This is a genomic window from Paenibacillus donghaensis, assembly GCF_002192415.1.
Classification (GTDB): Bacteria; Bacillota; Bacilli; order Paenibacillales; family Paenibacillaceae; genus Paenibacillus_AQ; species Paenibacillus_AQ donghaensis.
In genome coordinates this window covers 8099198-8120710 of sequence record NZ_CP021780.1, presented here as the reverse complement: position 1 = coordinate 8120710, position 21513 = coordinate 8099198, and the positions used below count along the sequence as shown (strand labels likewise).

Sequence of the window (21513 nt, the reverse complement as noted above, 5' to 3'; positions counted from 1 at the left end):
TTCCGTAATCTATATTTTCCAATACAGGCCTTTAACGGTGATTTCACAGAAAATAACTGTACGCAATACAGCTAAAGTCGGTTTAATGCGATTTTCAGCCGATATAAATGTACAGAATACAGTTAGTTTGATGATCCATATGAGGATACTCACAAGCATATTGATCTCATCTCTTTCAAACGCGTGTCTGGCTTACTATGCCATTCCCAAGTTCCCATTCTTACTAATTCATTCCACAAAAAACCCGCACAATGGAGCAATCCATCATACGGGTTCTCTTTACTTCACTCAGCAAATTCCTGTTCAGATGCTTAAGGCTTCTTCACTACGGTAACGTAATCGAAGTCAGGCAGCAAGGAGCCTCCGCCATCCGAGATTTGTGAATTATGGTCTCCATTTACCTTCGTATATTTAATCTGCACATCAGTTCCCTTGTCGACAGCCTGCTTGAATTTCCAGGAATACTGATCATTCAATCTAATATCCAGTGTATTAGCAGTGGTCTGGCCATTCTGCGTATAGGTATGTCTGGAAAGAATATACCCTCTGAGCGCATATTCCACTCCATCTACCTTCAGCACAAGCCCCGCAGCTAAGCTGGCATAATCCAAGCTGAAGTCTGGGGCAAAGCTCAGGTTAAGCACACCGGTCTTCTCATTGTACTTAGCCGAAGGTGTACCCGGAGCCTCAATCTGTGTGATCGACTCTGATATCAGCTTAGCAGGATACAAATCCTTGGCCCAGTTCACGATACCCGTGGTGTCAAAGGTAAGTGTCGTATTGCCCTCCGGGAGCGGCGTATCAAATTTAAGCGTAAATTCAAGATAGTTGCCTGCATAGCTGTATGTGGAAAAAGATGGAGAATAGCTTCCTTGACCAGTGATTGCCACAGCAAAACGCGATTTAACCTCTTCACTATTGTAGAGTTCCAACTGCTCGTTAACATAGGGTTCCCAGCCCGGTACAATCTCGGCAATCAGTGATTTACGGTCTGAACTGACCACCACTTTGCTGAAATGTTCGCTGATCGTCCACACGGGTTGTTTGGTATAAGGCAATGCCTGGTTACCTGCATCGGAGAGATCCCGAATCGCACTGCCATTGTAGCTTAGCATAAGTCCGGCAGCATCCGCCTCGGTGATTCCGCTCACGCTCAATTTGGCGTAACCAGGCGCAATTCCCCATTTACCATCCTCATTAAATAAGGTTACCGCATCTACTTGGCCTGCACTTAATGTATAATCACTCTTACTTGGAGCACTACTTAAATCAAGTTTCTCGTGATAATACACGTAAATGGTATCCAAAGCACGGTTAATATACTTCATGTCCGATCTTGGAGGATACGTGTCCAGCGCACTGACTACCTTAGAATCAAACAAGATCGTAGTGACTGCAGATGAGAAGTAATTCTTCCCCGGATCGACAATTACAAATTCAACCCGTGCTTCTTGTCCGTTGGTGTCGGAAAGCTTAATCCCGGTGTCGAATTCCTGCACCTGGTTAATCGCATTCTCTTTCACTTCAAAGTATGGCCATTGATTGGCATAGACCGGTCTGTTGTCTATTCCAGCATGGCCTTCCAGCACAGCCTTCACATCGGACTTATGCATGCCATTGATCGTGTTCACAACCATATAGACCTCGGCAGGCGCCTTCAGCGCATATCTCACATGAACCGTTCCATCCTTGATAAAGGCCTGAGGGTAATTCGCAGTGAAATAAGGATCAATGAATCCTTCGATACCGACATTTTCAGTTCCTGCGGCTCTAACGGTTAATTCATAAGTTCTCGATCCGGCGGCTTGTCCGCCCAGAGTGACTGTCAGGTTTACGAACTGATCATCCCGTTCACCTCTGGTAACTTTACCAGCAGCATCGATCACTTGCAGATTGCTGGATGACCAAACCATGGTCACACCAGGATAAGCAGGCAAGGATGTCGGCAGAGTTAAACTTGTGGTAACGTTGCTCTTATCCTTATTGCTTCCTAGGTAAGCAGCTTCAATGGCCGCAAAAACCTCCTCCGCATTCACAGCCGGCTGTACCGGCCCAAAGGCCTCACTTACTACCGCACCACTGACCTTAATCTCATCGGCCGAAGCCCATACTCGGAGGTAGTGATTACCATCTTCTGGTGTCAGTACATAAGTTGATGTATTGGCTCCCGAAATCGCAGTATACTTGCCTTGCTCTGAATCTGCCCGGTACCATTGGTATGCAAGCTCTTGATTAGCCGGAGTTCCCTCATAGCTTACCACCCCTGCCTTCAATTCGCTGCCAATGTCCGTGCTTCCACTAATAGCACCTATAGCCTTCACAATAGGGGTTCCAGCCGGACGATAAGTAACTGTCAAGGAAGTCTGAACATACCCAGCCTGTGTAAACTCCAGCTTATATTGACGGATGCTCTCCGGCTGCCCGGCATTCAGCGGCAATACGAAGCTGCCGGCCTTGAAGCCTTCAGCCAGTGCTCTACCAAAATAATCAGCACCATATGTAGCACCATTAACCGTAATTCCAACTCCAGTGGTATCTGTAAGTGGCTTACCGTTCAAGTCTTGCAGCGTAATGACCGCATACACTGCATGACCTACCGTAGTTTGCTTCATTGGGGCCAACGCTGTAACCGAAGTATCATAATGATGGGCTTGGATCAGAGATCTGCCTGCCTCTACAATGGTCACATTAGCGCTATTTGCTATAACAGTTTCTTCGATTACTGCTGCTCTGTCTACTGCAACGCCTTCGTATTTGGACACCTTCACACCCAGTGCAGGCTGTTCAACCTTCACAACTGTCTCAGCTGTGAATCCTCCATCCTCAGAGGTCGCGATCACCTTCGCTGTTCCCGGACTCTTGGCCGAAATGACTCCATCTCCGTTCACTTCAAGTACAGTCATGCCGCCGCCAGCTATTGTCCACAGCACTTTCTGGTTTGTTGCATTGACAGGTGCGATCGTCGCTTTCAGCGTTTTGCTCTCACCGACAACCATGGAAAGCGCAGATACATCCAGAGAGATACCCTTGACCGATACGGTCTGGCTTCCTCCATCCGTTGAACCGCCGCCACCGGCCGAACCGCCACCTGAACCACCACTGTTATTAACAGGTGTGGCCGTGCTGCTTGGTTGAGGAGTGTTATTCTCTAGAGTAACCTCTGCATTGCCGGTTTTAGTGATTTTGTCTATAGTGACAGTGCCCGCAATATGTGTAGTCACATCGGCCACCAGCTCCTTAATCGTACCGGTACCAGTGATCTTAACCTGAGCCGACTTATTCACAACCTTGTTGAAATTGCCGTCCAGTTTCACCTCTTGTCCGGCCAGCACGTCGGCCGAGATTTCAACCGTTTCGAATCCGCCGCCCGTAAGTTCCTTAGTCACCAGCATGGCGCCGCTCTCCAATAGGGTTATGGATACGGAAGTGCTGCCGGTAGCCAGAACACGAACCTTGCCATTATATTTATTAACAATGAGTGCGCCTTTCACGTCCACATTATTAAAGAGGATGGAGTTCTCCCCGCCCCCCTGGACGTGCACATTGCCAGTAATCTTCACGTTATCCAGGGTTACTTCCCCTTCGCCAACCCCTTGCGCGACATATAGATCACCTGTGATCTTCATATTCTTGAGGGTTGCCCCTGAAGTGTTGACGACCACATTCCCTACCACATCCTGAGAGTATTCCCCCGGCGCCGTGATTAACGTTTGAATCAGCTTATCAAACATCGTAACCGCTTCAGCCCGTGTAAGCGGAGCCGCTGGTCTGAACGTGCCGTCAGGCATGCCACTGATTACGGACTTAGATACCAGACTCTGCACAGCTTCATCGGCCCAGTCTGCAATTTGTGCATGATCACTGAAAGCTGTCCCAGAGGAAGAGGCACTGGCTGCATTCCCCGTTTCAAAAGCCCCAGCAATCAGCACAGCTGCTTCCTGTCGGGTGATTTTGTTATTCGGCAGCGCTTTACCATCTGTTCCTTTCAGAACGCCCGCCGTATTAAGCTTAAGCATCGCATTGTAATACCATTTCTCTTGACCAAGATCACTGAATCTGTTATCTCCTAGTTCTATGTATTTCATAATGTTGTCGATCATACTTGAGTATTCAGCCCGGGTTACCGGCGCATCGGGCCTGAAGCTCCCATTGTACCCTTGAACCACACTATACCCGCTCCATTTCTCAATGGCATTCTGTCCCCAGTGATGGCTGGTATCGCTAAAGGCCGACGATGCTAAGGGTGTGGTGGAAGCTACTGGTGTAACTGGAACGGATGCAGGAGCCGCAAACGCCGGCACTACTCCTCCGAAGATCGTGATTGCCGCTGTGGCAAACGCGATCACTTTGTGGGCAAACTTGGATTTCATGTTTATCTGATCTCCTCAAACCATATTTGGTTATGCTCTATCAAGTTACTAAAATATGCCTCCTCTCAACCTACTATTCGCAAGAAAATAAGGTGATTATTCCTACCAATAACAGTATATTCGACATTTTCTCTATAAAAATATAGGTCTTTAGCTCCTGAATTTAAGAACATTTGTAGATATTAACTGATTTGTCACAGTTGGGCGCTTGGGCATATCCATTCGTCAAATGCAATTCAGAATTAGCGATTAATACAATTTAACTAATTCACACCTGATTTTCCCACAAATTATGAGGGTATTCCGAAAAGTACAACTATGATAACCTACTTAAGAAAGCGGTTACAAATAACAACGCAAAGGAGATTTCAATGACTACACGAATCCACAAGTCTGTCCTGTCTCTAACGCTCGTCACCGCATTATTGCTCTCCCTCTTCTCATCGATGGCGGGAGCAGCTTCCGCCGGTGCACAGGCAGCTCCCGCACCAGCCAAGACTAAGATGCAAACCTACGTAGAGGCCATGCAGCCAGGCTGGAACCTGGGCAATACACTGGATGCCACCGGTGCAGATGAGACCTCCTGGGGCAATCCGCGGGTCACCGAGCAACTGATCAAGAACATTGCCGCCCAAGGCTTCAAAAGCATCCGCATCCCCGTAACCTGGGATCAGCATATCGGCGCAGCTCCCGGCTATGCCATCGACAAGGCCTACATGGACCGCGTGGAAGAAGTGGTCGGCTGGGCGCTCGAGGCCAAGCTGTACGTCATGATTAACGTACATCATGACTCCTGGCTGTGGGTCAGCCATATGGAGCCGAAGCATGATGAGGTGCTGGCGCGGTATAATGCCGCCTGGACGCAGATTGCCGAGCGCTTCAAGGATCATCCCAACAAGCTGATGTTCGAAAGTATCAACGAACCCCGCTTCTCCGAAGGCGGCACTACGGATGAGGTGAAGATGACACAGATGGTGGAGGAGCTTAATCTTTCTTTTCACCAGATTGTCCGCAGCTCCGGTGGCAACAATGCCGTACGACCGCTGGTTCTGCCTACCGTACTTACTTCACCCAGCAAAGAAAACACTGCTAACCTATACAAAACCATTACACAGCTGAATGATCCGAATCTGATCGCAACCGTTCATTACTACGGATTCTGGCCGTTCAGTGTCAATATCGCCGGCTACACCACGTTTGAGAAGGATACGAAGAACGACATTATCCAGACTTTTGACAGCGTATACGACACCTTGGTAGCCCGGGGCATTCCGGTTATCGTCGGGGAATTCGGGCTGCTGGGCTTCGACAAGCACACTGGCGTGATTGAACAAGGCGAGAAGCTGAAATTCTTCGAGTTCCTGACCTATTACCTGAAGCAGAAAAAAATCACTACCATGCTCTGGGACAACGGCCAGCATTTCAACCGCAAGACCTACAAGTGGTCCGACCCTGAGTTATTTAATGTCCTGAAGGCCGGGCTGAAGACCCGCTCCTCCACGGCGGAGAGCGATCTGGTCTACCTGAAGAAAGGGACTTCCGTCAAGGATACCCAAGTGACGTTGAACCTGAACGGCAACAAGCTGAATTCGCTCAGTGTTCAGGGCAAACAGTTGAAGCAGGGCAAGGACTACAAGCTGAACGGTGGAGTGCTGACGCTCAAAGCGAACCTGCTCACCAAGCTGACCTCCTCCAAAAAATACGGCACCAACGCCGTAATCACCGCTAAGTTCAATCAAGGTGCGGACTGGAGCTTCAAGGTCATTGTGTATGATAAGCCCCAGCTAAAGGATGCTGCAGGAACGACGGCAGCCTTTACGATTCCAACCGTCTTCAATGGCAACCAGTTGGCTACGATGGAAGCCGTCTATACCACCGGCGGTAATGCCGGTCCACAGGACTGGACACCGTTCAAGGAATTCGGCAACACCTTCGCACCGGCCTATGATACAGGCGGCATTAAGCTCTTGCCTGACTTCTTCAAGGATGTGAAGGACGGCGAAGTCGCCCTGAAGTTCCACTTCTGGAACGGAGACGTGCTTACGTATACGATTACTAAGAAAGGAACCAGCGTCACAGGCAAGACTTCTTAACTTAACAGGCAGCAGCTTTCATTCCAAGGCTTTATCCATTGTGCGGGGCACAGGATAAAGCCTTTTTCACTTATTGACAATACGTAACTAGTTGATTACAATATGAATGTAACTGGTTGATTACATTTAGGAAGGAGTTCGTTACATTGATTAATAATCGTATTAAAGTTTTGAGAGCCGAACGAGACTGGACACAAGCTGATTTGGCAGAACATGTTGGGATTTCACGACAAGCAGTTATATCCATTGAAAAATATAAATATACACCTTCGCTGGAGTTAGCTTTCAAAATTGCAAAAGCATTTGATGTATCAATTAATGAAGTCTTTGCACATAAGGAGGATGAAGGATAATGTTTTATCAATTTGCAATGTTAGTGGTGTTGGTCGCATTAGGAATATGCACTATTGCCCTCCCATGCTTCCAAGCTGTAAAAGTGAAAGAATATAGAAATGATGAACGCTGGCAATTGGTTCAGAATAAGGCCAACCATGTGGCGATGTACTACTATAGCGCACTTGGTTTTACAATTTGCATAGGCTTTTCTATAACAGTAATCTTCGATATTCAATTTAGTATTGGTCTTGATAGAGTGTTGCAATATTCATTATGTGCAATTTTGTTGCGAAATGGAATTGAATTATTTGCCTTACGCCACTTCGATAGAGCTTTATAAGATTGTCCACCTTCAAAAGTTCAACCGATTGTAACAAGAAAATATCACCGCAACCTATACATACCGAAGGTTAATGTTATAATCACTGTGATTTATTCATTCTTTACAACGAGAGTGAAAGAACACTCAGAAACAGGTGATCCGATGTTCGAACTAAAATGGCTGTGGCAGAACCTGGAGGGAAACAAGGCGCGTTATATTGTGGCGCTCTGCCTCTCGGTATTGGGTTCAAGTCTTACCATTGTGAACCCTTACATCAGTCAGCGCATTGTCGACACATTCATAGCCGGTGACAATGCGCTGCAGAATCTCACACAAGAACGGGGGCTGCTAATCACACTCTGCCTGGGGATGATCGGTTTCTCCCTGCTGCGTACGGGTCTTGCTTATTTGACGACGATGCAGTATGAGATATCCTCCCAGAACATGCTCTACCAGATTCGTATTTATCTGTACAACAAGATTCAGGGACAAGACCGGGCCTATTACGATCATAACCGCACCGGTGATCTGATGACCAAGATGACAGGCGACCTGGACATGGTCCGGCATTCGATGGCATGGATATTCAAAACGATTATCGAATCCGTGACGATTTTCCTTGCCGCTGTGATCTACTTCTTCACCATCGATGCTGCGCTGACGCTGTGGATGCTGATCCTGTCACCGCTGATTTTTGTCGTGGCCTACATATTCGCCAAGCACGTCCGCCCGATGTATGTGGACCTGCGGGAACGGCTGTCCCAGCTTAATACGACTACACAGGAGAATATTTCAGGCAACCGTGTAGTTAAGGCTTTCGCCCGCGAGGAGTTCGAGATTAAGAAATTCACCGAGAAGAACGTCAACTATTCTACGGCCAACAAAAAAGCGGCCCTCGTCTGGCTCGATTACTTCCCTTATCTGGAGACCTTCGCCCAAGCCTTCAACGTCATCCTGCTGCTGGCCGGCGGGCTATTTCTTATGAACGACCGGATCACCTTCGGTGAATTCGCGGCCATCTCATCGCTGATCTGGGCTGTATCCAACCCTATGCGCAACATCGGAATTATCATCAATGATATTCAGCGGTTTTTTGCCAGCTTAAGCAAAATCATTGATATTCATTACGCCCGTCCCAGAATTGTGAATGAGCATAACCCTGTAGACAAACGCCGTTACGAAGGCCGCATTGAATTCGAACATATCAGCTTCAAATATGACAGCGCTACCGTGCTGGACGATGTCAGCTTCACGGTGGAGCCTGGGGAAACCGTTGCCATCATGGGTTCAACGGGTTCAGGCAAAACCACACTTATCAATCTGATTCCCCGCTTCTATGATGTGTCCGAGGGGCGTGTACTGGTAGATGGCATCGACGTCCGGGAACTGGAGCTGGATCAGCTTCGCGGAAATATCGGCATTGCCACCCAGGACGTTCTCTTGTTCTCCGATACGATTGACGGCAATATCGCCTATGGCGAACCCGAACTCTCGGAGGAAGCAACGATCCACAATGCCCAGCTCGCAGCCGCACATGAATTCATTATCCGAATGCCGGAAGGCTATGACACGGTGGTTGGGGAACGCGGGGTGGGGCTGTCCGGAGGACAGAAGCAGCGTATTGCACTGGCGCGTGCCATCGCCGTCCGCCGCCCGATCCTGATTCTGGATGATACAACCTCTGCCGTCGATCTGGAGACCGAGGAGCATATCCAGAAGAGTCTGCGCGAGCTGGATTATCCCTGCACTAAGATCATCATCGCGCAGCGGGTATCCACTACAGCGCAGGCTGACCGCATTCTTATTCTGGACGGCGGCAGGGTGATTGAGCAAGGCACCCATGCCGAACTGCTGGCCCGGCGAGGCTACTACTACGACGTGTTTATGCTCCAGAACGAGGGCATTGGAAGGCAGGTGATTGCGCATGGCAAGGAATAGATTTGATGTCGACGAGAACCTGGAGTCCCCTTTTGACATCAAGCACTTCCGGCGGGCGATGATCTACATTAGACGTAAGAAAAAACCGATGATTATCGCGTTTCTGCTCAGTGCTCTGTCTGCGGCCATTGCGTTGTCAGCCCCGCTGATCATGCAGCATGTCGTCGATGTGACCATTCCCGCGAAGGCAAAGCTTCCGCTGCTTGGCTGGTCCGCCCTGATGCTGCTGACCATCGTATCCAGCGTATATCTGGCTACGATCCGTTCACGTATTATGACCCGTGTCGGGCAGGACATTATTTTTGACATCCGTACGGATTTGTTTACGCATTTGCAGGAGTTGCCCTTCAAATACTATGACGACCGTCCGCAAGGCAAAATCCTGATCCGGGTCGTGAATTACGTCAACTCGGTTTCGGATGTATTGTCCAACGGTATTATCAACTTTATTCTGGAAATCGTGAATCTAATCTTTATCGCCGTGTTCATGTTCGCCGTCGATGTACGGCTCTCCTTCGTCATTCTTGCCGGACTGCCTGTGTTCCTAGGCATCATGCTGCTGATCAAAACCCGGCAGCGGCGGGCGTGGCAGGCGGTGTCGAACAAAAGCTCCAATCTGAACGCCTATCTGCAGGAGAGCATCACTGGCATCGGCGTAACGCAGATTTTCTCACGCGAGCAGCATAATGAGGGAATCTTCACACGTCTTGCCGACAATTTCCGCAAGGAATGGATGCGGGCGCTGAAGTTAAATACGCTGATCCCGTTTACGGTCGACAACCTGTCTACGATGGTTACAGCCATGATCTTCCTGGTAGGTCTGTTGACCCTGAGTCCCCAGGACATGACCTTCGGCGTCATTCTGGCCATGAGCAGCTACGCCGCCCGTTTCTGGCAGCCGATTCTAAATCTCTCGAACCTGTACAATAACTTCATTAACGCCGTTGCCTACCTGGAGCGGATCTTCGAAACGCTGGATGAGCCGGTTACGGTCAGTGATATTGCGGGTGCGAAGGAGCTGCCGTCCATTCAGGGCCGTGTCACCTTCGACAATGTCACCTTTGCTTATGATCCCGGGGTCAACATTCTGGAGAATATCTCCTTCGATGTGTCCGCAGGGGAGAGCATTGCTCTGGTAGGACCAACAGGCGCAGGCAAAACAACGGTCGTCAATCTAATCTCGCGCTTCTATAACCTCACTGGTGGCAGAATTCTGATGGATGGTCAGGATATCTCGCAGGTCACTCTGAAGTCGCTGCGCAGCCAGATGGGGATTATGCTGCAGGACAGCTTTATTTTCTCCGGCACCATTCTGGACAATATCCGTTACGGCAGACTGGATGCCACCGAGGAGGAAGTAGTCGCTGCTGCGAAAGCAGTTTGCGCCGATGAGTTCATTCGAGAATTCGAACTGGGTTACCTGACCGAAGTCAATGAACGCGGCTCCAAGCTGTCCCAGGGACAGCGGCAGCTGATTTCGTTCGCCAGAACGCTGCTGGCCGATCCGCGCATTCTTATTCTGGACGAAGCGACCTCTTCAATCGACGCCAAGACCGAACGGCTGCTCCAGAAGGGCCTGAATGAGCTGCTGAAGGGACGGACTTCTTTTATCATCGCGCACCGTCTTTCCACTGTCAAAAACTGTGACCGCATCATGTACGTGTCCAACAAAGGCATTGCCGAAAGCGGCTCCCATGAGCAGCTCATCGCACAGCGGGGCCACTATTACCGGCTCTACACCGCACAGAAGATGGAAGCTTAATAGGTTTATAAATCAGTTATTATCCCTTTCAAGTGTTTACTTGGAGGGGATATTTATTATGGTTAATAATTAATGACGTGTACGGAGCATTCGTCCGACGATAAAAAGCATTTGTTTGGCAGACAAGAAGCGGGGCAGTTGCGCAGAAATATAGTTTCTAAACCCTGGAATAGCATATACTTTCTTCGCTTGAAGCGAACGAAGAGCCACCTGAACCACATTCTGCGGAGTATCACGTTTCCCGACAGAAGCCTCGTTGGCCCCTACAATGTCGAAGAATTCGGTTTCCGTTGACCCGGGACATAACGCAAGAAATTGTACGCCGCGTTTGCGATTCTCCTCCCACAGAGCTTGTGTAAAGGATAATACGAAGGCTTTGGTCGCACCGTATACAGCCATATTAGGCAGCGGTTGAAATCCTGCTGTTGAAGCTACATTAATGACAACACCACTATTCCTGCTCAACATATCTGGTAAAAACAAATGGGTAAGGTCTACAACCGCCAGTACATTGAGCATCACCTCTTCATGCTGCCTTGCGCCAGACAGTTGTTCGAATAACCCATAAGTAGCGAAGCCTGCATTATTAATCAGAATATCCAAGCTCAGCCCACGTTCCACACATTGTTGATAGAGCCGGGCCGGGGAACCTTCCTGAGATAAGTCAGAAACGATCACCTCCACTTGAATATGATGTTCTCTCTGTAATTTCTCTGATAAAGCAATCAGTTTAGCTTCCGAGCGGGCGACTACAATCAAGTGGCTCCCTTGGGCTGCCAATTCATGCGCGAACGCTTCACCGATACCTGAAGAAGCTCCAGTAATCAGGGTCCATTTGTTACGTAGTGATATCATCCTATCCATCTCTCCTCTTAAATGCTCATCAGAAACACTGTTTCAATATGAATCATTGTATACACTTTAGGCAATGATGTCAAATAGTCAAGAGAATTGATCTATAGATTGGCATTTCGCCCTCCAAAACAGTAAAATAAGGTTTAGAAATGAAGCTTGTTTCAAGAAAAATGAGTTCTATATAAGATGAACTTAAGAATGGAGTAGTGAAGTTGCCAGGGAAGCCTGATGCATAGGGCTTCCCTGGCAACTTCGTATGGAACATTCTTAAGTTCACGTTTAAGGGTGTGAAATTGCGTGCAAGATTTGTCCAAACTACCTTCAACAGCTGCTCGTACAGTTACAACCTACCCTAAAGCCAAGCTTCAGCATGCCGAAATGCTGAGACTGAATATTATTGAAGCGGCTGCAGCCATTATGCAGGAACATGGTCCCGAAGCGGTAACCATTCGCAGGGTCGCTGACACCATGGAGTGTCCCACCAAAATCATCTATAACTTATTTGGAAGCAAGGAAGGGCTGGCTAAAGAGCTGTTCCTGGAAGGCTGCAAATTGTTAGCTGCGGAATTCCAAGCGGTTCCGAAACAAGCCGATCTTGAGGAATATCTCCTCACGCTTGGACAAGCTTACTGGGATTTCTCGCGGGATTATACCAGTTACTACATGGTTATGTTTGGCGGGGCTTTTAGCGAATTCAAACCGGAAGAGGAAAGTCTACAGGCTATCGTAACCGCTCTACAGCAAGTGATTCTCATCATTACACAAGCCATTGAGCAAGGGTTCATTGCCGAGAAAGATCCTAGCCTTGTGGTTAACCTGGTCTGGGCAACGCTGCATGGCACCATTCATCTTCATTTGGGGGGGCATATTCAGAACGAGGAAGCGGCTAAAGCCTTGTATGATAGATCCGTATCCAACTTAATGCAAACGTTCTTTAGACGTGATGGTGGAGTTAAATAAACTTTAGCAGGATTCTATATATTCACGCAAATATAAGCCGCTATCTTGGAAGACTCCAATGATGGCGGCTTATGCTAATTTACGATATCTTGCTTGTTCTGTGACCCGAGATTAGTATATTCACCTTCCCGTGACCGGTTTTTGAATTCATACTCATTCATGTGATCTGCTCCGGGGCATTGTCCTCAACTAAATAAATTCGGATGATCGTATCGATATATTGCATGACCTCGGTCGTCATACCGTATACACGTGCAGACTGATTGTCCTGAGGCGTAATGTACTCCCAATATTTCTGGATTAGCTGCTCATCTCCGTTAAACATCTTATCGGCGTACTCGATAATACAGGCGGCGAGTTCCTGCGCTGCTACAGAATCAGGCGGTTCCACCAGCAGTCCTGAAACCCGCCTAAGGATGCCGGACCATTCCATAATCAACGGATTGCTTAAATCATTTAACGGCAGCACCTCCAGTTCCTCCGGCGAGAAGAACTGCTGCCGCAACTGCACCCCCTCCGACGGCTGTTCAAGCTCACGGATAAATCTGAGCATCTCTTCAATATTCACTTGTGCAGTGGCCCGCATGGCGTACAGTGTGGAATACAGCAAATGCTCTACCGCATGCAATTTTTCTTGCTGCTGCCTCACGAAGGCCATTTGCTGCTCCAATGCGCGACTCCAAACGGCGACATCGTTGTGTGCAACCTCACCTTTTTCGAGAATAACTCCAATGTCACTCAGCTTAAAATGCATCTGCTTCAGCACAGCAATCTTCTGCAGTCTTAAAATATCATTCTCACTATAAGAGCGATACTGGTTACCGGTATTCCTGTCCGGCTTCAGCAGGCCGAGTTTCTCATAATAATGCAGGGTGCGGACAGAAACGCCGGTTAGCTTGGACAGTTGCCCTACGGTATACATCGGCTTCCCTCCAATAGGTGCAGTATTTGTCATCATTCCTGGAACAGTTATTTATCCGATATTAGGCATGGGCGAACGCCAATTCACTCCCGCGATACTGCCCGCAGGCGGTGCCGGCGCCACAGATTGAGCACTGCCAGTACCACTGCACTGCCGACGACAATTATACCAAACTGGATTACAATTTCGGCAGTACCCGCATCCAGTTCGCTGTACGTCAGCAACCGCTGGTCTCGCTGCAGGATAACAAACCGCGCAATTTCCAGGAAAGCCAAATGAAAGCCGATGGAAGCCCACAGCGTTCCGGTCAAACTGCGCCACAGCTGCAGTGTAGTGCCAAAACACAACAACATAATCACATATTCGGGATTAATGATATTTCCGCGGTCGAGTCCAACCAAGGCTTGCAGCAAGTTCACAGTGATAGGCACCAGTACAAACAGCAGCACCTGACCGGCATAGGCTGCATAGGCGGGCAGCCGCAGCCGCAAGCCACTGTAGACAACTCCTCTCATCGACAATTCCTCCGGCAGTGCCTCATACAGGAAAGCAATACATGTATTGAGTGCTATAGCCGGCAGCAGATCCGCCGAGACATGCCAGGCTTCAATGGTGGTCCAGCCAAGTGCACCCGTAATAAGGAATCCCAGCCCGCCCATCAGCGTTGCCAACGCCGCGCCGCCCAGCAAATGCAGGAACGCGACCGGTGTCAGCGGCAGCAGTTTGGCAGTCAGGTGGAAACGGCGCTGGATGAGACGGACGGCGGGCACAATGAGCAACGCTGCGACCAATGCCTGAACAACGGCAATTGCGTTGTCCGTTGCACCGGAAGCCCGAACTGCGTTCCCGGAGACCGTGGCCACAAACAGTCCCATCGTCATGGCCAACCAGCCAAGTGCTGCAATGGCTAGCCAGCTGCGGGCAGGTGCCCGTTTGGATAAGTGCCCTGTGTGCGATGTTGTTGTTTCCATTCTAAATCCCTCCCGCTTCCAGTGTAAACCCTCCAGTATACGTCAGGGTCAACCCTACCCTTGGATTCAGCACTCCATAATATAACTTCCAACTGTCCTATTATGGTTCTATAATGAACACGGGTGATCACATGCAAATAAACCGGTTATTTGAAATTATATATCTTCTGCTGAATAAAAAAAGCATCACGGCGGGGGAGCTGGCGGAACACTTTGAGGTATCCAGGCGTACGATTTATCGGGATGTGGAAACGCTCTCCTCGGCAGCCATCCCTGTGTATATGCGCAAGGGCAAAGGTGGGGGAATCTCACTTCTTCCTGACTTTATCCTGAACAAAACCGTACTGACCGAAGCGGAACAGGCGGATATCCTCTCCAGCATCCGAGCCGTAAACGCCGTATCCTTAGCGGAAACGGATACTGCCCTCCACAAGCTGTCCTCCCTGTTCGGAGAACCCGGCGCGGATTGGATTGAAGTGGACTTCTCGCCATGGGCAAACGTAGAGGAGGAAACGGCAGTTTTTAATGCTTTAAAATCTGCCATCCTCGGCAAATGCCTAGTGCAGTTCACCTATGCAAGCGGCAGAGGAGAAACGGCAAGCCGCACGGTGGAACCGCTGAAGCTGTACTTTAAGGGACAGGGATGGTACGTATATGGCTTTTGCACAGCGAAAGAGGATTTTCGTTTGTTTAAGCTGAGACGCATTAAACATCTGACTGTTTTGAAAGAAACCTTCACCCGATCCGCACCTCGAAAAATATTCAAAGAAGAAAATAGGTTACAGGATGATGCTGTCACGATCACACTGAAGCTGTCCAAAGAGATGGCCTTTCGGGTATACGATGAGTTTGAACAGTTCGAGCCGCTTGCAGATGGAAGCTTCATCGTCAAACTGACCCTGCCGCGGGGCGAAGGGGTCTTTCATTACCTTGCTACTTTCGGGGATACCTGCGAAGTGCTTGAGCCACTCGACATCCGGCTTGAAGTGAAGGACAAACTGCAAAAAAACCTCAACCGGTATTTATAATATGACATACAGTTGTTCATTTAAGGCTGATAGAATGACAGGGTAACCAACCCAATAGAAGAGGTGTCATGATGGATAAGATGGATTATAAAAAAGCCCATAAGGATCTCTATCAGCCAAAGTCTGAGCCGGGCGTGATTGAAGTACCGACTATGAAGTTTATTCAGCTGGATGGGCGCGGCAACCCCAATGAGCCGGAGGGCGAATATCACAAGGCCTTGGAAGTGCTGTATGCCCTGTCCTACACGATCAAAATGTCTCCCAAGAACGGACAAGTCCCCGACGGGTATTTCGAGTATGTAGTGCCTCCACTAGAGGGGCTGTGGTGGCAGGAGGATGCCGAGAACGCTGATTACACTAACAAATCCAAGTTCTACTGGACGGCTATGATCCGCCAGCCGGACTTTGTGAATGATCAAGTATTCGCCGCCGCCGCCGAAACGGTCACAAGAAAAAAGCCGCAGCTTGATCTGTCCAAGACCAGGTTTACCTCTCTCACAGAGGGCTTGTGCGTACAGTGTATGCATATCGGCAGCTATGACGACGAGCCCGCAACGGTTAATAAAATGAATAGCTTCATGGCAGACAACCATCTGCTCTGCGATTTGTCCGAGGTTAGACGGCATCACCAGATCTACCTCTCCGACCCACGCAAAAGTGATGTATCAAAGCGGAAGACTATTGTGCGGCATCCTGTGCGGAAGGGCTGACCAGATTTATTTTAGAGGCTCCCCCCAGCTCCCATCTAGCCGCTTCAAGAATTGTTCGATTTGCTCCATATATCCACCGACCGTTATATTTCTTGGCGCGAACAGACTGATGAATAATGCCCGCAAGTCAGAATTGGCGGTTTTCGTACTCAGCATGGAATGTTCTGTTCCCGGGAAAATAGCAACAGTAAGCAATGAGGGGTCGACTATTTCACGGTACACCTGCTCGGTTTCCTCCACATCAACGTGAATATCTTCCTCTCCCAACAACAGGAGTACAGGAGAATGGAAATGAGACAGATCATTTGTTGCATCGGATAGGAAGTTTTTGCTGACAAAGGTCCAACGTTCTTTTGACATTACATCGCCCTTATGCGCTGCCTTTACATATTCATCATAAGAGGTTTTCTGTTTCAAAAGCTGCTTTATTTGCTGTTCATACACAACCTGCTCATTGATTTCCTCTCGGGAGTAGCCATCACTTGCCATCTGTTTACGTGTATTGTACTCCCCTTGTGAGAGCCAGTTGATGGCCGGAGACACCAGAATGCTAAACGCTAGTGGCTCTTTCTCCGCAAGCTTCGGAATCACCCAACCCGCTTGGCTCGCTCCCCATACGCCGATTCGTTTAGGGTCAATCATCGGTTGTGTTCTGGCCCAGGCCAGTGCTTGGCGCGCTTCTTCTACACGGTCATCGATACTTTGGTCCAGCCAATGGCCTTCGGAGCCGTTAATCCCTCTCTTGTTAAGGGACAAAGAGGCGTACCCTTGCGAGGCAAGCCGCTCCCACAATGGCTTGTAGCCGTCTTCATGAGAAGCATCGATGGGTCCGTCCCCATGGATAAACAAGACTAATCCCAGTTTGCCAGGATCGTTCTTAGGCAGCACCAAAGTCCCTGTCAATTCTCCTTGAGGGGAAGCGATTACGATGGCTTGCTCTTGGATGTCATAACTGTTCTGTTTCAAGATGGTTCCTCCAGCGACTGCCAATAGAAGAACTATAACGATCATGGAAATCTTAATTTTATTCCACATAACAATTCTCCTTAAATGTTGTGCCGTGATCTAAAGATCATGTAATCCCATTCATACTCGTTAAACAAGAGAGAACGCATGATGCTATTTTTCTTCGAACATGAACGAAAAGATAATTGCTCATATAATTGCTTGGCACGCTGGTTATTTGCTGAAACGTGCAGACTAAGGTGATCCACTAGCGGCAGTGTCTGCATATTATGCTGCGCCCACTCCAGCAGCTGTTTGCCAACACCCTTGCCTCGATGATGAGGCTGGACCGATATATCTGCAATATAACATTCCCGCTCTTTTGGCTGATGAGCCAGATAATGTAGTCCGAGAAGCAATTTGAGCAGGTTCCACTTTCCAAACTTATTGAAGTCCTGCCAAGAAGCACGATGTTGTGCTTGTGAATCTACGGATGATTCCGGCTTCCACTTGAGCGCCATGGTTCCAACGGCTTCTCCATTCTGCATCGCCACCACTCTTTGTCCTCCCGCTTCATCAGGAAAGTGAATCAGCAGCTTCTCGAAGAACAGCGCCAGCTTGTCATCGTTCAGCTTCGTCAGGGTTTGAAATTTCCCGCGAAACCCATCTACAAGCAGTCGGCTAACCGCTTGATTGTACTGGGAATGCATCGTTTCAATTATAATCGGCGTGGTAATCATCTTGTGCCCCCTCCCTCGCTTCATCTTTCGATTCGATTCGTTTCAATATCTCATAATGCAATGTGCCCTGGCTAAACAGGGATAAATAAGATTTCTCGATCAGAATTAAAGGCTCCGCCAAGACGTAAGAATGCGCGGCCGCGTGCTCATGAAACCGTTCAATCCACTGATCAAGCTCATTCTCATGTTCAAGCAAAAAATGAGAGGACAGGTAATCGCCTGCAGACAGGACAAAATCGTTGGGCTGCTCAGCTTCCAGGCATATTGTAATTGCATTAGAGCTGTCATATAGATAATGGATGTCTGTTTCAAATAAGTTAGGTGGATGAGCAGCTTGTTCGGCCAGTAGTCTGGCATGAAGGGTAGTGTGAGGTTCCATCTCTATCCAACGCGTCAAAAAGACAACCTTCCGCTGCTTCACTTGATACTGTTCGGTCTGACCGGTAGAATTCTGCTGTTCCTGCAAAACCTTGCTGATGAACTGCTGATGCTTTTGAAGCTTCTCCATCTGGGCTGTTGTTTCCAGCAAAGAATGATGAAGCAATTCCTCATATTGCCCCTCGGTAAAAGAAGCCAAAGATTGTTTAATCGAAGGCACCGAGACACCCAGCCTTCGCAGCAACAGAATTTGCGCCAATTCGTAAACTTGATCCATACAGTACATTCTGTAGCTATTATCATCGGTGTACGCGGGGTGGAGAATTTCTTTCTCTTCAAAATAACGAATCTGATGTACAGATACATTCATGATACGAGCCAGTTCACTAATCGTTATCTCTTCTTTCATTAACATCGCTCCCGGCTTGGAATACCTTTACGATACACCTTAGGTCAGACCTAAGGTCAATCTTTTTTTCAGGTTATACGCAAAAAAGCAACCGCATATGACTACGCGATTGCTGGGAGTGGGGCTATTCAACTGACTTCAACGCCTCAATCATATGAATCCGCTTGAGCTTGATATGCATAAACACCATGACAATACCCGAGAACAACAGTGTTAAGAGCGCGGCATAGATATAGCTGGGCCACTTGATGATCGGGGCGAACATCGTCACATCCAGCTCGGCCGTCCTCAGAACGAAGCTGTGCAGCAATATGCCGAAACCGGAACCGAACACAATGCCAAGTACGCTCAGCATAATATTCTCCCGGTAAATATACATCGTTACTTCCTTGTCATAGAAGCCCAATACTTTGATGGTTGACAGCTCGCGAATCCGCTCGGACACATTGATATTGGTCAAATTGTAGAGTACGACAAAAGCCAATGCCGCCGCTGACACAATAAGCACCAAGGTTACAACGTCCATACTTTTCATGATATCGCCGAAGACAGAGCCAACGCTGCTGGAGAAGCTGACCGCAGCAACACGCTCACTGGCCGTCAGTTTCTCACCGAACGGGTCTTCCCAGGAATTATCCTGCATACCATAATTCAGCAACTCTGTGTTGAACACCGGTTCTTCCCCGAATACAGAAGAATAATACGCCGGTGTCATATATACATAGTGCATCACATAGTTCTCCGTGATTCCCGCGACCTGAATCTGGAAGGGTTCATTCTTGTTGTCCACCACGTTCAACTTGTCGCCCGGCTCAAGCCCGTACAGCTTAGCCAACTTCTCCGAGACGATTGCCCCCTCGTCCGTAAGCTTCAGCCCTTCTTCACTCGTCCGGTTCTGCAGTTCCACATAGTCGGACACAGAATCAACGGATGCGGGAATGAACAGATTAACCTCCTGATCATTTACACCACTGGCGTGTGCAGTCATCGTTTCCTGCGCCACATTCAGCGCCCCGGTTATCGCGGACTCGCCGCTAATCAACTGCTCATAGGCAACCCGCGCATCGTCAGACACATCATCATGCAGCGCTACAAGCACATCATATTTCATGATCGTGCCGTATTGCTGTCCGGCGATGCTGCCAATCGAGTCCTTGAGGCCAAACCCGGTCAGAATCAGCGCCGTACAGCCTGCTACACCAAACACCGTCATGAACATCCGCTGCTTGTAGCGGAACAGATTGCGTGCGGTGACCTTCTGGACGAAATTCAGTCGTTTCCAGACAAAGGATACCCGCTCAAGTATAATCCGCTGCCCGCTCTTCGGCGCCTTCGGACGCATCAACACAGAAGCGTTGCCGCGCAGCTCAACCCGGGAAGCAATCCAGGCCGTCAACGTAGTGCAAATTAGCGCTACAATAACGGAAATGATGGAATACGAAGGATAGAAGCTCTTGACGATATCCGGCAGGTTATAGAGTGAACTGTACGCATTATAGATAATCGTAGGTAACAGAGTGAAGCCGATGGCAAGGCCAACCACCGAAGCCGCCAGACTGGCAAGCGTACCATAGACCAGGAATTTGGCCATAATATCACGGTTGCCATAACCAAGCGCTTTCAGTGTCCCGATCTGCAGGCGGTTCTCCTCAACCATCCGCGTCATAGTCGTCAGGCTGATCAGTGCCGCAATCAGGAAAAAGAACACCGGAAACACGCTCGCAATCGCCGACAACCGGTCAGCGTTGTTCTTATATTCGGTATACCCCGGACTTGCGTTGCGGTCTGTGACATAAATCTTAGGCAGCTCCAGCTCTGCCAGCTTCTGTTCGCCTTCGGCCAGTTTCTCTCTGGCGGAGGCCAGCCCGTCAGCAACCGTATTGCCGTTTGGCGCGGATTCCTGCTGCCCATCCTCCAGCTGGCGCGCTGCCTTCGCGAGCTGCTGCTCAGCAGCGGCCAGCTCCATGCGTGCGCTGGACAGCTCTTCCTCCCCTTCCGCCCGCAGCTCCGCAAGCCGCGCTTCCGGCACCCCGGACAGGGCCTCTTCTACCGCCTGGGTATGCTGTTCGATCAGAGTCTCATACTTCGGCGTATAAGCTTTCACCCCGGCGGTATCCTTGAAGGACAGGTAAACTTCGGTATACACCGGAAGCTTGAAATCCGACTCCAGGATGGCGGCGAACGCGTCCGCCGTACCTTTGCCAATCGAACTGGTTCCCCGGTTGTTCTTCTCAATAAACTGGGGGCTCCGCACAAAGCCTACTACGGTATAATCCAGCGTCGCGAAGTCGTCCGACAGTTCTGCATTCGTACCGTTTCCGCTGAACGCAACCTTGTCGCCCAGGGCATACTCTCCGGCCAGCAAGTCATCCAGCACGATTTCTCCGGAATGCTCCGGTAGACGTCCTTCCATCATGCGGTACTGGTTAAGCGATGTATCTGTATTGTAGGAATAGACCTTAAGTATCGCAGCATTGTCGCCGGTGAACACATCCGCGCTATAACCCGGCTGAATCTCATCGATCCCCGGCACACCGCGCAGCAGCTCTATATTGTCTTCTGTCAAACCATAGGTGCTCTGCACCTTCAGATCCATCAGCCCCGTCTCCCGGTATAAGGTTCCGGCGGTATCCAGCATATCCGGACCGGCTGCCTTGATTCCAGAGAAAAAGCTGACGCCCAGCATAATGATTGCAAAAATCGAAATAAAGCGGGCCTTGGACTGCCCGATTTCACGAAAGATATCTTTCCATAGCGCTCGTTTTTTCATCAAT

Annotated in this window: 16 protein-coding genes; 8 read left to right on the top strand and 8 right to left on the bottom strand. The window is 49.1% G+C overall.

The features are described from left to right. Window positions 1-311: 311 nt before the first annotated feature. Entirely contained in the window at window positions 312-4370 is a 4059-nt protein-coding gene (locus tag B9T62_RS36785; protein WP_087919782.1) for an S-layer homology domain-containing protein, read from the bottom strand. Window positions 4371-4741: 371 nt separating this feature from the next. Between B9T62_RS36785 and B9T62_RS36780 the strand changes: the two genes are divergently transcribed. The 5 genes from B9T62_RS36780 (at window position 4742) to B9T62_RS36760 (ending at window position 10821) form a co-directional block, all read left to right on the top strand. Beyond that, entirely contained in the window at window positions 4742-6463 is a 1722-nt protein-coding gene (locus B9T62_RS36780; RefSeq protein WP_087919781.1) for a cellulase family glycosylhydrolase, read from the top strand. Between the two features lie 146 nt (window positions 6464-6609). Further along, window positions 6610-6816, top strand: coding sequence for a helix-turn-helix transcriptional regulator (locus tag B9T62_RS36775; protein ID WP_087919780.1), 207 nt, complete (start codon window positions 6610-6612; stop codon window positions 6814-6816). Further along, window positions 6816-7139, top strand: a complete 324-nt coding sequence (locus B9T62_RS36770) for a DUF2178 domain-containing protein (RefSeq protein ID WP_087919779.1) — start codon at window positions 6816-6818, stop codon at window positions 7137-7139. The genes B9T62_RS36775 and B9T62_RS36770 overlap by 1 nt, the downstream gene beginning before the upstream one ends. Before the next feature lie 144 nt (window positions 7140-7283). Beyond that, window positions 7284-9059 (top strand): ABC transporter ATP-binding protein, encoded by a 1776-nt coding sequence (locus tag B9T62_RS36765; RefSeq protein WP_087919778.1) that lies wholly within the window; start codon window positions 7284-7286, stop codon window positions 9057-9059. Continuing rightward, entirely contained in the window at window positions 9046-10821 is a 1776-nt protein-coding gene (locus B9T62_RS36760) for an ABC transporter ATP-binding protein (RefSeq protein WP_087919777.1), read from the top strand. The genes B9T62_RS36765 and B9T62_RS36760 overlap by 14 nt, the downstream gene beginning before the upstream one ends. Window positions 10822-10890: 69 nt before the next feature. Here the strand turns inward: B9T62_RS36760 and B9T62_RS36755 are convergent, their stop codons facing one another. Continuing rightward, window positions 10891-11676 carry an SDR family NAD(P)-dependent oxidoreductase gene (locus B9T62_RS36755; protein ID WP_087919776.1) on the bottom strand — a complete coding sequence of 262 codons (786 nt, stop codon included), beginning with the start codon at window positions 11674-11676 and terminating at the stop codon, window positions 10891-10893. A 297-nt stretch (window positions 11677-11973) separates the two neighbouring features. Between B9T62_RS36755 and B9T62_RS36750 the strand changes: the two genes are divergently transcribed. Further along, the gene (locus B9T62_RS36750; protein WP_087919775.1) at window positions 11974-12636 is read left to right on the top strand and encodes a TetR/AcrR family transcriptional regulator; all 663 of its coding nucleotides are present in this window, start codon (window positions 11974-11976) and stop codon (window positions 12634-12636) included. A 157-nt stretch (window positions 12637-12793) separates the two neighbouring features. Here B9T62_RS36750 and B9T62_RS36745 read toward each other — a convergent pair whose 3' ends face one another. Together B9T62_RS36745 and B9T62_RS36740 are read right to left on the bottom strand one after the other, a co-directional pair. Then, window positions 12794-13558: a MerR family transcriptional regulator gene (locus tag B9T62_RS36745; protein ID WP_087919774.1), complete on the bottom strand. Its 765-nt coding sequence runs from the start codon at window positions 13556-13558 to the stop codon at window positions 12794-12796. Between the two features lie 83 nt (window positions 13559-13641). Next, complete coding sequence (locus B9T62_RS36740) at window positions 13642-14529, bottom strand: CPBP family glutamic-type intramembrane protease (RefSeq protein ID WP_087919773.1); 888 nt, start codon at window positions 14527-14529, stop codon at window positions 13642-13644. 131 nt (window positions 14530-14660) lie between these two features. On the opposite strand from B9T62_RS36740, the gene B9T62_RS36735 reads away from it, so the two are divergent. Both B9T62_RS36735 and B9T62_RS36730 read left to right on the top strand, forming a co-directional pair. Beyond that, window positions 14661-15557, top strand: coding sequence for a helix-turn-helix transcriptional regulator (locus B9T62_RS36735; protein ID WP_087919772.1), 897 nt, complete (start codon window positions 14661-14663; stop codon window positions 15555-15557). Between the two features lie 68 nt (window positions 15558-15625). After that, window positions 15626-16267: a GyrI-like domain-containing protein gene (locus B9T62_RS36730; RefSeq protein ID WP_245864248.1), complete on the top strand. Its 642-nt coding sequence runs from the start codon at window positions 15626-15628 to the stop codon at window positions 16265-16267. Between the two features lie 6 nt (window positions 16268-16273). Here B9T62_RS36730 and B9T62_RS36725 read toward each other — a convergent pair whose 3' ends face one another. The 4 genes from B9T62_RS36725 to B9T62_RS36710 all read right to left on the bottom strand — a co-directional run bounded on the left by B9T62_RS36725 (window position 16274) and on the right by B9T62_RS36710 (window position 21509). Next, window positions 16274-17302, bottom strand: coding sequence for an alpha/beta hydrolase family protein (locus tag B9T62_RS36725; RefSeq protein WP_087919770.1), 1029 nt, complete (start codon window positions 17300-17302; stop codon window positions 16274-16276). Between the two features lie 11 nt (window positions 17303-17313). Further along, window positions 17314-17952 carry a GNAT family N-acetyltransferase gene (locus B9T62_RS36720; RefSeq protein WP_087919769.1) on the bottom strand — a complete coding sequence of 213 codons (639 nt, stop codon included), beginning with the start codon at window positions 17950-17952 and terminating at the stop codon, window positions 17314-17316. Beyond that, on the bottom strand, window positions 17927-18739 hold the full coding sequence (locus B9T62_RS36715; RefSeq protein WP_087919768.1) for a MerR family transcriptional regulator: 813 nt from the start codon (window positions 18737-18739) through the stop codon (window positions 17927-17929). Before B9T62_RS36715 ends, B9T62_RS36720 begins: the two co-directional genes overlap by 26 nt. A 124-nt stretch (window positions 18740-18863) precedes the next feature. Beyond that, window positions 18864-21509: an ABC transporter permease gene (locus B9T62_RS36710; RefSeq protein ID WP_211296392.1), complete on the bottom strand. Its 2646-nt coding sequence runs from the start codon at window positions 21507-21509 to the stop codon at window positions 18864-18866. Window positions 21510-21513 lie beyond the last annotated feature (4 nt).